Here is a 12286-nt window from a genome sequence, read left to right as displayed (position 1 = left end):
AATGATTTTGACGGGTTGCGTCACAGCGCGCCTCCGGGTTCAGACAGGATCAGTCGTTTGGGGAATTTCAGCAGGAAAGTCGAGCCTTTGCCCAGTTCGGACTCGACGTCGATGGTGCCGCCCAGGCGGCGCACGCTGTTTCTGACGAACGCCAGCCCCAGACCTTCGCCGGAACGGTCTTGTTTTCCCGACCGACGGAACAGCTCGAAGATCCGCTCGTGGTCGCGTGGGGCGATGCCCCGGCCGTTGTCGGCGACCCGGTAAACGACCCAGCCGCCCGGTACGTCCTCGCCCGACACGACGATTTCGCCCGGCCGGTCGTGATCCAGATATTTGACGGCGTTGTCGATCAGATTGCCGACGATCTGCTCCATCGAAATACGGTCGCTTTCGATTTCAGGCAGCGACTGCACATCGATGCGCGCGCCCGAGGCTTCGGTCTGGTGATGGACGCTGTTGGCGATGTTCTGAGCCATCGTCGTCATGTCCAGCGGTTCTGGAAGCAGGTTGCGGCGACCTTCGCGCGACAGCTTCAGGATGGCGTTGATCAGCCGGTCCATCTTCTCGGTCGAGGCGCGGATAAAGCCGATGGCCTCGGGCATTTCCTCGCGGACGGCTGTGACGATCTCGGGATCGACCACGCGCGTCTTTTCCGCCTCGTAGATCGCCTTGTCGACGATCTTGCCCGCCTGCTCCAGTTCGGAGGTGTAGCCCATCACGTTGACCAGCGGCGCGCGCAGGTCGTGGCTGACGATATAGGCGAAGCGCTGGATCTCCTCGTTCGCGCGCATCAGGTCGCCGGTGCGCTCGCGGACCTTGTCCTCCAGGCTGGCGTTGGCGGCGTCGAGCGTCGCACGGGCGGACTGGATCTCGGCCACGTATCGCCGCACCAGCCAGGCCGACAGCAGGGCCAGAACGATGACCAGAAGCCCCGCGATGGCGTTCATGACCACCGTCAAAACGCCAGACCGTTCCGACGCGATCCGTCGGTCCTCGATCCGCTTGGATTTCAAGGCATCGAACGTGTCCACGGCCGCGCGCAGTTCGTCCATGTAGCGCTTGCCCTCGCCCGAGCGCACGGACTGGATCGACTGACCGATCCGTCCCTGCTGAGCCAGCGACACGGTGCGCTCCATCTCCGCCCATTTGCGATCGGCGAGGCGATGAATGGGATCGACGGTAGCCTTCAGGGTCGGGTCGAGCGCCGCCCCCTCGTCCAGGAAGGCCAAGGCCGGCGCCATGTCCGCCTGCGCCTTGCGATAGGGTTCGAGGAAGTCGCTGCGCCCGGTCAACAGGAAACCGCGTTGGGCCGTCTCGGCGTTCAGCATGGCGATCAAGGTCGTACGCGCCGCCCGGCGCATCTGCTGGGCGTGTTCGATGGTCCGGTTCACTGACGCCGTGCGCTGGATCATCACGAACGTCGTCGCATTGACCAGAATCAGCAGCCCGAACACCAGGACCAGCATCGCCGACATGGACCGGGCCAACGACGGCGTACGCATGAAGTCGCGCAGGCGCGACCATTGGGATCGGGGGTTCGGACTCATGACGGCGGAGCTTTAGCGGGGTGCGTCGCCGCGTCAAACGTCAAACTGCCAAGTCGGCGGGATCAGACTTGGCCCAAGGTCCGCAGACGGGCCTTGGGATGGATCTCGTTCTGGCTCATCACGACGGTCTGGCCGCGGAAGCGTTCGATGATCGATCGCACATAGGGCCGCGTCATCGGGCCGGTGAGCAGCACCGGGTTTTCGCCCGTCATGGCGATCCGCTCGAAAGTGTCACGCACGGCGCGGATGAAGTCCTGAAGGCGCGACGGCGCCATCGCCAGCTGCTTGTCTTCGCCCTGACCGATCAGGCTTTCGGCGAAGGCGTTTTCCCATTCCGGCGAAAGGGTGACGATGGGCAGGGCGCCCTCGCCGTCCTTGTTCTGCCAGCACAGTTGACGGCCCAGACGCGCACGAACGTGTTCGACCAGGGTCGTGACGCTGGAGCTGTGCGGCGCGGCCTCGGCCAAACCTTCCAGAATGGCCGGCAGGTCGCGGATCGACACTTTCTCGCGCAGCAGAGACTGCAACACCCGCTGCAGCGTCGTGACGGTGACCACGCTGGGCACCAGTTCCTCGACCAGCTTCTTCTCTTCGGCGCCCAGTTCCTTCAGCAGCTTCTGCACCTCCGCATAGGACAGCAGATCGGCCATATTATCTTTCAGGATCTCGGTCAGATGGGTCGTCAGGACCGTCGACGGATCGACAAGCGTATAGCCCCGGAACGTCGCCTCCTCGCGCAGACCTTCCTCGATCCAAGTCGCCGGCAAACCAAAGGCGGGTTCGCGCATATGCTCGCCCGGAAGCTCGACCTGGCGACCTGCCGGGTCCATCGCCATCAGGTGGCCCAGCCGCACTTCGCCCGCGCCCGTCTCCATCTCCTTGATGCGGATGGCGTAGCCCTGGGTCGGCAGGCGCATATTGTCGAGGATGCGCACCTGGGGAATGACGAAACCGTATTCCTGGGCCAGCGACCGCCGCAGAGCGCGAATCTGATCGGTCAGGCGCCGCCCTTCAAGGTCGTTGATCAGGCTGAGAAGCGAATAGCCGAGTTCAATCTTCACCTCGTCAATGGTGAGCACATTGGCGATCGGCTCTTCGACGTCTTCCTTGGGTTTTGCGGCCGCTGCCGCCGCCGCAATTTCCGCCTCTGTCGGCTGAGGCTTCAAGCGATTGCGGCCCAGCCGCCAGGCCATGAAGCCCGAGCCGATGGCCAGGGCCGCGAACGGGATCAGCGGCATCCCGGGGATCAGACCGATCAGACCTGCCGCGCCCGACACCACGCCCAGCGACACGGGATTGGTCGCCAACTGGGTGACCATGGCCTTGTCCGCCGTGCCTTCGACGCCCGCCTTGGACACCAGGAAGCCGGCGGCGATCGAGATGATGATGGCCGGCACCTGCGTCACCAGACCGTCGCCGATGGTCAGCTGGACATAGGTGTTGGCGGCCTCCATCGCCGGCATGCCGTGTTGCAGCGTGCCGATCAGTATGCCGCCGATGGCGTTGATGAAGGTGATGATCAGCCCGGCGACGGCGTCGCCGCGCACGAACTTGGAGGCGCCGTCCATGGCGCCGAAGAAGGTCGATTCCTGCTCCAGCTCCTTGCGACGCAGCTTGGCCTGGTCCTCGGTGATCAGGCCCGAGGACAGATCGGCGTCGATGGCCATCTGCTTGCCCGGCATGGAGTCCAGGGTGAAGCGGGCGGACACCTCCGCGATCCGGGTCGAACCCTTGGTGATGACGACGAAGTTCACCACCAGAATGATCGCAAAGATGATCACCCCGATAATGAAGTTGCCGCCCATCATCAGCTGACCGAAGGCGTTGATGACCTGACCCGCCGCATCGTGACCTTCCTGGCCGTGGGTCAGGATCAGGCGCGTGGACGCCAGGTTCAGGCCCAGCCGGAACAGGGTCGAAACCAGCAGCACCGTCGGGAAGATGGCGAAATCCAGCGGCCGCTTCATCATCACGGCGGTCATCAGGATCAGCACGCTGGACACCAGCGAGAAGGCCAGCAGCAGATCCAGCAGGAACTTGGGCACCGGCAGGATCAGCAGCATGATCACGCCGATCACGCCGACCGCCATCAGCACTTCGCCGCGGTTGACCCAGCCCAGAACGTCGCGACCCGTCGGGCGCGCCATGCCGTCCTTCATCATCACCGGCGTATCAGTCACGGCCCAACGCCCTCAGCGCGCGACGCGTCGCCTCGGCGATGACGGCCGCATTGGCGTCGTCCGATGTCGCCCGGGCAGCGTGGTAATAGGCGGCGACGATCACGGGTTGGCCGTTCGGCGGATACAACAGGCCGATGTCATTGGTCGGCCCATAGCCCCCCGTCCCCGTCTTGTGCGCCACCCGCCAATCCGCAGGCGTTCCAGCCCTAAGACGATTCTGACCCGTGGGCGTGTCGGTCATCCACTGCAGCAACAGGGCGCGCGACGCTGCGGTCAGGGGCGACGCCGGATCCAGAAAAAGACGTTCAAGATTGGCGACCGACTGGCTGGGAAGGATCGTGTCCTTGTCGCCGTCCAGACGATTCATCTCCGGCTCGAACCGATCTGAGCGGGTGCTGTCGTCGCCGATGCCGCGATAGAAGGTCTGCATCGCCGACGGGCCGCCCATGGCCTTCAGCAACAGATTGGCGGCGGGGTTGTCGCTGACCTCAACCGCGCCCTTCATCAACTGCTCGACCGTCAGGCTGGCGCCCACGGCAGGCTCGGTCACCGGAGCGTGGTTGATCATGTCCGCCGCCGTGATGGGGATGCGGCGATCCAGTCGCTCCTGCCCGGCCTGCACCCGCAACAGGGTCGCGGCGGCCAGATACATCTTGAAGGTCGAGCAATAGACGAAGCGTTCGTCGCCGCGCCAAACCAGCTTACGGCCCGTCGCCGCGTCCTGAACGACGAAGCCGAGACGGCCGCCATTGCGCGTTTCCAAGCCGGACAGGTCAATGACTTCCTCCGCCAAGGCGACGGGCGCGGCAGGACGTGATTCCGCGCGCGGCGAACAGCCGACCGCGCTCAAGGCGGCCAGCCCCGTCAGGACGCATCGGCGCTCCACGGGTGCGCGCATGGGTTCAGGCCGCGTAGCCCGAGGCGGAGACGCCGCTCATCGGCGCCGGAATGGCCGTGCCCTCATCGGCGTATTCGTTCAACTTGTTGCGCAGAGTGCGGATCGAGATGCCCAGGATGTTGGCCGCATGGGTGCGATTGCCGAGGCAGTGGGTCAGGGTGTCCAGGATCAGCGTCTTTTCCATCGCCGCCACCGTCTGGCCCACAAAGCTGCGGGTCACGGCGTCGGCCGCCTGAGCGGCGCGGGCGGCCACTCCGGCTTGCGGGGCCTCATAGGCCTGTCCGGCCATCATGCCGCCCAGCGGCTGGCCGTCCGGCAGGCGGATGGCGTCCACGTCGATCTCGGGTCCCGTCGCCAGCAGCACCGCGCGGTGCATGGCGTTTTCCAGTTCGCGGACGTTGCCCGGCCAGCGATGGGCCGAAATGGCCTGACGCGCGGCGGCCGAGATCGGACGCACCGGCACGCCGTTCGCGGCGGCGTATTTCTTGATGAAGTGGTCGGCCAGAACCACGATGTCGCCGGGCCGCTCGCGCAAGGACGGCAGGCGCAGGTTCACCACGTTCAGGCGATACAGCAGGTCCTCGCGGAAGGTGCCTTCCGCCACGGCCTTGGCCAGATCGCGGTTCGAGGTGGCGATGATGCGGATGTTCACAGAGACCGGCTTGGAGCCGCCGACGCGGTCGATGACGCGCTCCTGGATGGCGCGCAGCAGCTTGGCCTGAAGCCGGGCGTCCATCTCGGAGATTTCGTCCAGCAGAAGCGTGCCGCCGTCAGCCTCTTCGAACTTGCCGATCCGGCGCGCGACGGCGCCGGTGAAGGCGCCCTTCTCGTGACCGAACAGTTCGGATTCCAGCAGATTGTCGGGAATGGCGGCGCAGTTGACGCTGATGAAGGGGCGTTCGGAGCGGCGCGAATGCTCGTGCAGATACCGCGCCATCACCTCCTTGCCGACGCCGCTTTCGCCGGTGATCAGGATCGAGGCTTCCGAGCGCGCGACCTGGTCGGCCAGTTGCAGCACCGCCTTCATCGACGGGTCGGCCGAGATCATCGGCTTTTCGTCGTCGGCGACGGCCGACAGGACGGCGGCGATCAGTTCGGCATCGGGCGGAAGCGGAATGAATTCCTTGGCGCCGGCCTTGATGGCTGCGGCCGCCTCTCGCGCATCGGCATCGACGCCGAAGGCTACGACCGGAATGGTGATCCGCTCGGCCTCGTTGGCGGCGATCAGGGCGGCGATGTCCAGCTGATAGTCGACCATCAGCAGGTCCGCGCCCTGCCCCCGGCGCAGTTGCTCGGTCGCCTGGTCGGCGCGCTCGACGTGATTGACCTTGGCGCCGTGCGCCATGGCCATCTTCACCGCCGAAGCGAGCTGGCCGCTCAGTCTGCCTACCACCAGAAGACGCATCGTTCTTCTCCTCTAATCTCTAAAGCCGGTCGCCAATCAGGCGCCCGAATCCTCGGTCTTGATGATTTCCGTCATGGTCACGCCCAGCCGGTCGTCGACGACGACGACCTCGCCGCGCGCGATCAGGCGGTTGTTGACGAAGATGTCGATCGCCTCGCCGACCTTGCGGTCCAGCTCCAGCACCGAGCCCTTGTTCAGCTTCAGCAGCTGGGCCACCGACATGTGCGACTTGCCCAGAACCGCCGAGATGTTGACCGGCACGTCGAAGACCGTGGCCAGGTCGGCGGCGCTCTTTTCGCCGCTGTCGTCCAGGGGCGGCAGGCCCGAAAGGCCGGAGAATTCCTCCAGCGCCAGGTCGTCGGATGCCATCAGAACATGCTCCTGTCGACGGGAAGGGTTTCGGCGTGTCCGGCCTCGGCGGCCAAGGCGGCGGTCAGGGCCTCAGCGACGCGGTCGGCCGAGCCTTGCGGATCGTGATCAGCCCGGCCGTCGGCCCATTCCAGCTGGAAGGCGGCCTGGGCCATGCCTGGTTCATCGCGGAAGGCAACCGTACCGGTGAAGCCGCTGTCGGCGCACGCCCGCTCAATCAGGCCGCGCGCCTCGTCATCCAGGCCCGAGGAGCGAACGACCAGGCGCGGCGAGGCGTCGATCTCCTGCGCCAACAGTTCCAAAGCGGCTTTCAGCGGCGCATGCGGAAACCGGTCCAGAGCGGCCCCTGCGATGGTGCGCGCAGCAGCCAGGGCCAGGTCAGCGGCCTGTTCCCGGTGCGCCTGGGCCACAGCCTTCAGGGTCGGCATGGCCGATGCGACGGCCAGGGCGATATTGCTCAGGGCCATGGCGCGGATGTTCTCGACCTCGCTAAGGGCCTGTTCGCGCGCTTCCAGACGCCCTTGGGCGACCAGGGCCTCGACCTCGGCCGGCAGATAGGAGCGCTTGGCCGGCGTCCAGGCGCCAGGGCGCACGACCGTGCCGTCCGCGTCAAACTCAGTGTCGAAGGCGAAGAGGCGCCGGATTTCAGGGGACTGGGTCATGTCAGTAGATCAACTCGTCGTCGGCGCCCTGACCGGCCAGCATGATGTCGCCCTTGGCGGCCAGATCCTTGGCGACCTGGACCATGGCCATCTGAGCGGCGTCCACGTCCTTCAGACGCACCGGCCCCATCGACTCCATGTCTTCGCGCATGATCTTGGACGCGCGTTCGGACATGTTGGAGAAGAACATCTCGCGCAGACCTTCGGACGCGCCCTTCATCGCAAGACCCAGTGAATCCTTGTCCACGGCGCGCAGCAGGGTCTGCACCCCGCCCGGGTCCAGCTTAGACAGATCCTCGAAGACGAACATCAGGGCGCGGATGCGTTCGGCCGATTCACGATTGCGCTCTTCCAGAGCCCCGATGAAGCGGGCCTCGGTCTGGCGATCGAAACTGTTGAAGATGTCGGCCATCATTTCGTGGCTGTCGCGCTTGGAGGTGCGCGCCAGGTTCGACATGAACTCGGTGCGCAGCGTGGCCTCAATCTTGTCCAAGATCTCGCGCTGCACCGGCTCCATGCGCAGCATCCGCTGGACGCATTCCAGGGCGAAGTCTTCCGGTAGGCTGGTCAGGACGCGGGCGGCGTGGTCCGAGCGCACCTTGGACAGGATCACGGCGACGGTCTGGGGGTACTCGTTTTTCAGATAGTTGGCGAGAACGGCCTCGTTCACATTGCCCAGCTTGTCCCACATGGTGCGGCCGGCCGGACCCCGGATTTCCTCCATCAGGCCGTCGACACGATCCTTGGGCAGGAAGGCGGCCAGCAGCTTTTGCGTCTGCTCATAGCTGCCCATCACGGCCCCGGAGCCGGACAGGCCCGAGACGAACTCGATCATCAGGGCCTCGACGGCCTCGGCGCTGACGTTGCCCAGGGTCGCCATGGCCTGGGAGATTTCCTTAACCTCGTCGTCGTCCAGCCGCTCCCACAGGGCGGTGTGCTCTTCGCCCAGCGCCAACAGGATGACGGCGGCCTTCTCCGGCCCCGACAGCTTGTTGGGATCGTCGATCGAGGCTTTCTTGTTGACCAGCTTCGCCATCAGCCTTCGGCCACCCAGGTCCGCAGGATGCCGGCCGCGTCATCGGGATGCGACTGAACGAAGTCGGCGACCTTCTTGACCGACGACGCCTTCACCTGACCCTCGATGCGGGCGATGTCGATCTTCTGTTCCATCTCGCTGGGCGCCGGCAGCTGAACCAGCTGAGGCTGGCCGTCCGGGCCGATCACCGTGGTCGCCACGGTCGTGACCGGCACGCCGTTGGCGCCCGCCAGCGCCGGCAGATTGGCCCCGCCGGCCGCCGCCGTCTTCAGCAGAGGACGCAGCACGAAGAAGATCAGCAGCAAGGCGACGACCGTCAGAATGCCCAGCTCGACGAAACGCATGATGTCGTTCTTGGAGAAGTCCAGCAGCGACGACTTTCCGTCCAGACCGCCCTCAATGCCGGTGTCGTGGTTGAAGCGGACGTTGATGACCTCGATCTTGTCGCCGCGCGTCTCGTCGATGCCGGCGGCGGCGGCGACCAGCGACTTGATCTGGGCGATCTCCTCGGCCGTGCGCGGCGCATAGGTCGGCTCGCCCTTGCCGTCCTTGGCGGGCGTCCACTTGCCGTCGACCGCGACGGCGACGGCCAGCTTCTTGACCTCTCCCGGCTCCTTGGTCGTGGTCGTGGTGGTCTTGGAGATTTCGTAGTTGGTCGTCTCGGCGTTTTCCGAGTTGGTCGAACCGGCCGGCGCGGCGCCGGGCGCCGCCCCGCCAGGGATGTTGTTCGTCGCAGTCACGCCGCCGTCGGGCTGGGCGCTGTTGTCTGCGGATTGCGAGCCGTTGGTCGTGGTCGAGCGGACGACCTGACCATCGGGATCGAACTTTTCTTCCTGTGTCGTGGCGCGGCTCTGGTCGATGTCGGCCGTGACCTGAACGCGAGCAGCGCCGGCGCCGACGACGCCTTCGACGATATCCTTGATGCGCGCCTGAAGCTGGCTCTCGGTATTGCCCTTGGCCTCGGCGGCGGAAGCCGAGGTGAAGGTTCCGTCGTCGCTGCCGGCCGCCAGGGTGCGGTTCGTTTGGTCCGCCACGGTGACGCGGTCGGGCTTCAGGTTCGGCACGGATGAGGCCACCAGGTTGCGGATCGCCCGCACCTGATCGCTCGTGAGATCGCGCCCGCCCAAGCCCACCAGCACGGCGGCGGTCGGTTCGCCGGCGGCCGAGGTGAACATTTCGCGGCGCGGCATGGTGATGTGGACGCGGGCGGCCGTGATGCCACGCATGGACATGATGGTGCGCGAAAGCTCGCCCTGCAGGGCGCGCTGTTCGTTCAACTGTTGCTGGAACTCGGTCTGGCCTAGCACCGACTGGCTGTCGAACAGCTCGTAACCGACCGATCCGGACGTGACCAAGCCCTTGCCCGCGACCAGCATCCGCGCCGTGCCGACCTCGTCGCGGTTGACCATGATGGTCGAACCGTCGCCCTTGGACGAATATTTGATGCCGGCCTGATCCAGGGCGGCGCTTATCTCGCTGGCCTCGCGCAGATCCAGGTTGGAATAGAGAAGCGCGTCGGGCGCTTGGCCCATGCGCAGCATGACGGCGACCAGCACGGCGGCCACGCCCGCGGCGACGCCGAGGACCGCAGCCAGACGGCCGATCCCGAACTTCTGCAACGCCGCTGTGAAGCCGCCCACGCGTCCCCGCCCCCTACTCGCGGGAGACACGAACGCCCCGCTAGGCAGAAAATGCCGCCTGGATGGTAAACGTCGCGTTAAGACCCGTTTAAGGGCGCGCCCCGCCCGCCTGAAGCTGCGGCAAAACCGCCGGCGCACCGGACGGCAGGGGGGCTGTCGGGTCTCTCAACCACGAGACGACGTCGCGATAGACGATCTCGGCGTCCAGATCGCGGTTCAGCAGATGCCAGCCGTTCGGATACCAGGCGGTCCGCAGCGTTCCGCCCTCCCGCTCGGCCCGCTCAAGCGCTGCCTTCATCGGCCCCTTCTTCACCACCTCGTCGTGGGCGCCGTACATCAGGATGGCGTCGCCCCGAATGCGGCCCAGGCTGCGCGATGAGGCCTCCATCAGATCGACCAGCCCATAGACGGTGTCGAACCGCGTCGCGAGGATGCTCATCGGATCGCGCCCGTTGCGGATCAGCTCCAATGTATTCGAAGAGGCGTGGATGTCGCGCGTGATGAACTCCGGCGGCTCCAGCGCCACGTCGCCCAGCGCTCGAGCTGCGATGTTCAGCGCCGTGCTGTTCAACGGTCCTTGCGTCGACCAGCCCCATACGCCGGGCGCCAGCAGCACGATCCGGTCCGCATCCGGCGGATTGTCGGAGCCGAACGCCGCCGCCGTCACCGACCCTCCCATACTCTCGCCCACCACAGCGATGACGGCATTGGGATAGCGGGCCCGCGCCATCGCGGTGATCTCGCGCAGATCATCCGTCATCCGCTGCTGCCCGGCCCATTCGCCCCGCCCCGGCGCCCCGCCGAAGCCACGCTGGTCGTAGGACCAGGTCTCGATACCCTGCTCGGCCCACCAAGGGCCGGCCAAGCGGAAGCTGGCGTCGTGATCGTTCATCCCATGCAGGGCCACGATCACCGCCCAAGGCGCCCCATCCTTTGGCCCCCAATGCAGATACGGCAGGCGCGCGCCGTCCGACATGACAAGCGCCCGATCCTCGACATGGGCGCCGACAAAGCCCGGCGGCGGCGTCAACGGCGGCTGAATGTGGGGTGCGGCGCAGGCCGACAGAATAAGCGCGGCGGTCAGCGGCATAAGTCTGGAGGCGATCAAGGCCATGTGTCCCAAGCAGCGCTCATGATACCACCGGCGTGTCCTTCTCGCTGGAGCGAATGGCCGCCGGATTTGCAGAAGTCAGAATGCGCTGAACCCGTTCCCGGAGATAGGGAAGCACCTCCGCCTCGAACCACGGATTCTTCTTCAGCCAGGCCGTATTGCGCCACGACGGATGCGGCAGCACCAGCAGATCCGGTGCATACTCCCGCCACGCCCTAATCGTTTCGGTCATGGTCCGCTTGGCGTCATCGCCCAGCGCCCACGCCTGGGCATAGCCGCCGACCAGCAGGGTCAGTTCCATCTGTGGCAGGGCGTCCAGCAACTGCGGTCGCCACAGTTCCGCACAGCGTGTCGGCGGTGGATAGTCGCCGCCCTTTGGCGCAGTGCCCGGATAGCAAAAGGCCTGGGCCGCGACCCCGATGCGCGGGTCGGCGTAGAAGGTCTCATAGTCCACGCCCATCCAGTCACGAAGACGATCGCCCGAGGGATCCGTGAACGGCAGGCCGCTCTCATGGACCCGTCGTCCCGGCGCCTGGCCGCAGATCAGCAGCCGCGTCTCGGGAAAGACCCGCACCACCGGGCGCGGCGTGTGCGGCAGGACGCCCGCGCAGGCGCGACAGGCGCGGATGTCGTTCAGGATATCCTGGAGATCAGTCGTCATCGCCCTCGACGACCGGCGGACGGCGGCTCAGCGCCAGGGCCGTTTCTTCCTCGGTCGCCTGGCGCAGGCGCGTGACGCCGCGGAAATTGTCCGGATCGACCGCCTTGCCCTTCTTGATGATGGTCAGCTTGCCCTGGCGCATCAGGCCCAAAGCGGTCGCGCGGACCTTGGGCAGCATGCGCTGCCATTGCTCGGGCTGTAGCTCTTTGGCCACTTCCGCGGGCTCAATGCTCTTGCCGGCCTCAAGCGCGGCGATTTTGTTCAGGATTGCGGTTTCGATCGGGTCGCTCATTGCGCCTATATGCTGCAACGCACGCCCATAAGTAAGGCCGAGTCTGCATGCCCAAGAAAATCACCATCACCGAGGGCGAGTTCGCCGGCTGGCAGACCTACGATCTGCACGACACCTTCGACACGGTGGTCGGCCCCTTCTACGGCAAGCCGGATCCCGATGGGCACATGCGCTGCGCCTTCCGCGCCGAGCAGAAGCATATGAACGCAGGCGGGCGGATGCACGGCGGCTGCCTGATGACCTTCGCCGACATCGCAATGTTCCAGATCGCCTATCAGGAGATGGAGGGCGCCTCGGGCGTCACGGTCCAGCTGGACTCAACCTTCATCGACGGCGGCTATGTCGGCGAACTGATCGAGGCCACCGGCCAAGTCACCAAGGCGGGCAAGAGCCTGATCTTCGTGCGCGGCCAGATCAACACCGGCGACCGCCTGCTGATGACCTTCTCCGGCGTCATCCGCAAGTTCACGCCTCGGTGAGACGCG

Annotated in this window: 12 protein-coding genes; 1 reads left to right on the top strand and 11 read right to left on the bottom strand. The window is 65.9% G+C overall.

The window, feature by feature from the left end; all coding sequences use genetic code 11:
- Positions 1–20: 20 nt before the first annotated feature.
- From ASF31_RS07810 to ASF31_RS07760, 11 genes are all read right to left on the bottom strand, one after another.
- Positions 21–1547 carry a CHASE3 domain-containing protein gene (locus ASF31_RS07810; RefSeq protein WP_055754113.1) on the bottom strand — a complete coding sequence of 509 codons (1527 nt, stop codon included), beginning with the start codon at positions 1545–1547 and terminating at the stop codon, positions 21–23.
- A gap of 62 nt (positions 1548–1609) precedes the next feature.
- Positions 1610–3709: a flagellar biosynthesis protein FlhA gene (flhA, locus tag ASF31_RS07805; RefSeq protein WP_055754112.1), complete on the bottom strand. Its 2100-nt coding sequence runs from the start codon at positions 3707–3709 to the stop codon at positions 1610–1612.
- 10 nt (positions 3710–3719) lie between these two features.
- The gene (gene bla / locus ASF31_RS07800; protein WP_055754111.1) at positions 3720–4625 is read right to left on the bottom strand and encodes a class A beta-lactamase; all 906 of its coding nucleotides are present in this window, start codon (positions 4623–4625) and stop codon (positions 3720–3722) included.
- 4 nt (positions 4626–4629) lie between these two features.
- A complete protein-coding gene (locus ASF31_RS07795; protein WP_055754110.1) occupies positions 4630–6030 on the bottom strand; it encodes a sigma-54-dependent Fis family transcriptional regulator in 1401 nt (466 codons plus the stop codon).
- A gap of 36 nt (positions 6031–6066) precedes the next feature.
- The gene (gene fliN / locus ASF31_RS07790; protein ID WP_039246916.1) at positions 6067–6399 is read right to left on the bottom strand and encodes a flagellar motor switch protein FliN; all 333 of its coding nucleotides are present in this window, start codon (positions 6397–6399) and stop codon (positions 6067–6069) included.
- Positions 6399–7061, bottom strand: a complete 663-nt coding sequence (locus ASF31_RS07785) for a flagellar assembly protein FlbE (RefSeq protein WP_055754109.1) — start codon at positions 7059–7061, stop codon at positions 6399–6401. The genes fliN and ASF31_RS07785 overlap by 1 nt, the downstream gene beginning before the upstream one ends.
- Before the next feature lies 1 nt (position 7062).
- The gene (fliG, locus tag ASF31_RS07780; RefSeq protein WP_055754108.1) at positions 7063–8097 is read right to left on the bottom strand and encodes a flagellar motor switch protein FliG; all 1035 of its coding nucleotides are present in this window, start codon (positions 8095–8097) and stop codon (positions 7063–7065) included.
- Positions 8097–9737, bottom strand: a complete 1641-nt coding sequence (gene fliF, locus ASF31_RS07775; RefSeq protein WP_055754107.1) for a flagellar basal-body MS-ring/collar protein FliF — start codon at positions 9735–9737, stop codon at positions 8097–8099. The genes fliG and fliF overlap by 1 nt, the downstream gene beginning before the upstream one ends.
- 88 nt (positions 9738–9825) lie before the next feature.
- On the bottom strand, positions 9826–10851 hold the full coding sequence (locus ASF31_RS07770) for an alpha/beta fold hydrolase (RefSeq protein WP_055754106.1): 1026 nt from the start codon (positions 10849–10851) through the stop codon (positions 9826–9828).
- A gap of 16 nt (positions 10852–10867) precedes the next feature.
- A complete protein-coding gene (locus ASF31_RS07765; protein WP_055754105.1) occupies positions 10868–11509 on the bottom strand; it encodes a uracil-DNA glycosylase family protein in 642 nt (213 codons plus the stop codon).
- Positions 11499–11801 (bottom strand): DUF3253 domain-containing protein, encoded by a 303-nt coding sequence (locus tag ASF31_RS07760; protein ID WP_055754104.1) that lies wholly within the window; start codon positions 11799–11801, stop codon positions 11499–11501. Before ASF31_RS07760 ends, ASF31_RS07765 begins: the two co-directional genes overlap by 11 nt.
- Before the next feature lie 47 nt (positions 11802–11848).
- On the opposite strand from ASF31_RS07760, the gene ASF31_RS07755 reads away from it, so the two are divergent.
- A complete protein-coding gene (locus tag ASF31_RS07755; protein ID WP_055754103.1) occupies positions 11849–12280 on the top strand; it encodes a PaaI family thioesterase in 432 nt (143 codons plus the stop codon).
- The last annotated feature ends 6 nt before the right edge of the window (positions 12281–12286 follow it).

This window comes from Brevundimonas sp. Leaf280, from assembly GCF_001422455.1.
GTDB lineage: Bacteria > Pseudomonadota > Alphaproteobacteria > Caulobacterales > Caulobacteraceae > Brevundimonas.
Note: the sequence above shows the minus strand (reverse complement) of the source record. Positions and strands in the feature narration are given on the sequence as shown.

Bases quoted from the DNA above. Each gene is read 5' to 3' on its own strand.
- ASF31_RS07810 (WP_055754113.1), bottom strand. From the start codon at position 1,547: ATGAGTCCGAACCCCCGATCCCAATGGTCGCGCCTGCGCGACTTCATG.
- flhA (WP_055754112.1), bottom strand. From the start codon at position 3,709: ATGATGAAGGACGGCATGGCGCGCCCGACGGGTCGCGACGTTCTGGGC.
- bla (WP_055754111.1), bottom strand. From the start codon at position 4,625: ATGCGCGCACCCGTGGAGCGCCGATGCGTCCTGACGGGGCTGGCCGCC.
- ASF31_RS07795 (WP_055754110.1), bottom strand. From the start codon at position 6,030: ATGCGTCTTCTGGTGGTAGGCAGACTGAGCGGCCAGCTCGCTTCGGCG.
- fliN (WP_039246916.1), bottom strand. From the start codon at position 6,399: ATGGCATCCGACGACCTGGCGCTGGAGGAATTCTCCGGCCTTTCGGGC.
- ASF31_RS07785 (WP_055754109.1), bottom strand. From the start codon at position 7,061: ATGACCCAGTCCCCTGAAATCCGGCGCCTCTTCGCCTTCGACACTGAG.
- fliG (WP_055754108.1), bottom strand. From the start codon at position 8,097: ATGGCGAAGCTGGTCAACAAGAAAGCCTCGATCGACGATCCCAACAAG.
- ASF31_RS07770 (WP_055754106.1), bottom strand. From the start codon at position 10,851: ATGGCCTTGATCGCCTCCAGACTTATGCCGCTGACCGCCGCGCTTATT.
- ASF31_RS07765 (WP_055754105.1), bottom strand. From the start codon at position 11,509: ATGACGACTGATCTCCAGGATATCCTGAACGACATCCGCGCCTGTCGC.
- ASF31_RS07760 (WP_055754104.1), bottom strand. From the start codon at position 11,801: ATGAGCGACCCGATCGAAACCGCAATCCTGAACAAAATCGCCGCGCTT.
- ASF31_RS07755 (WP_055754103.1), top strand. From the start codon at position 11,849: ATGCCCAAGAAAATCACCATCACCGAGGGCGAGTTCGCCGGCTGGCAG.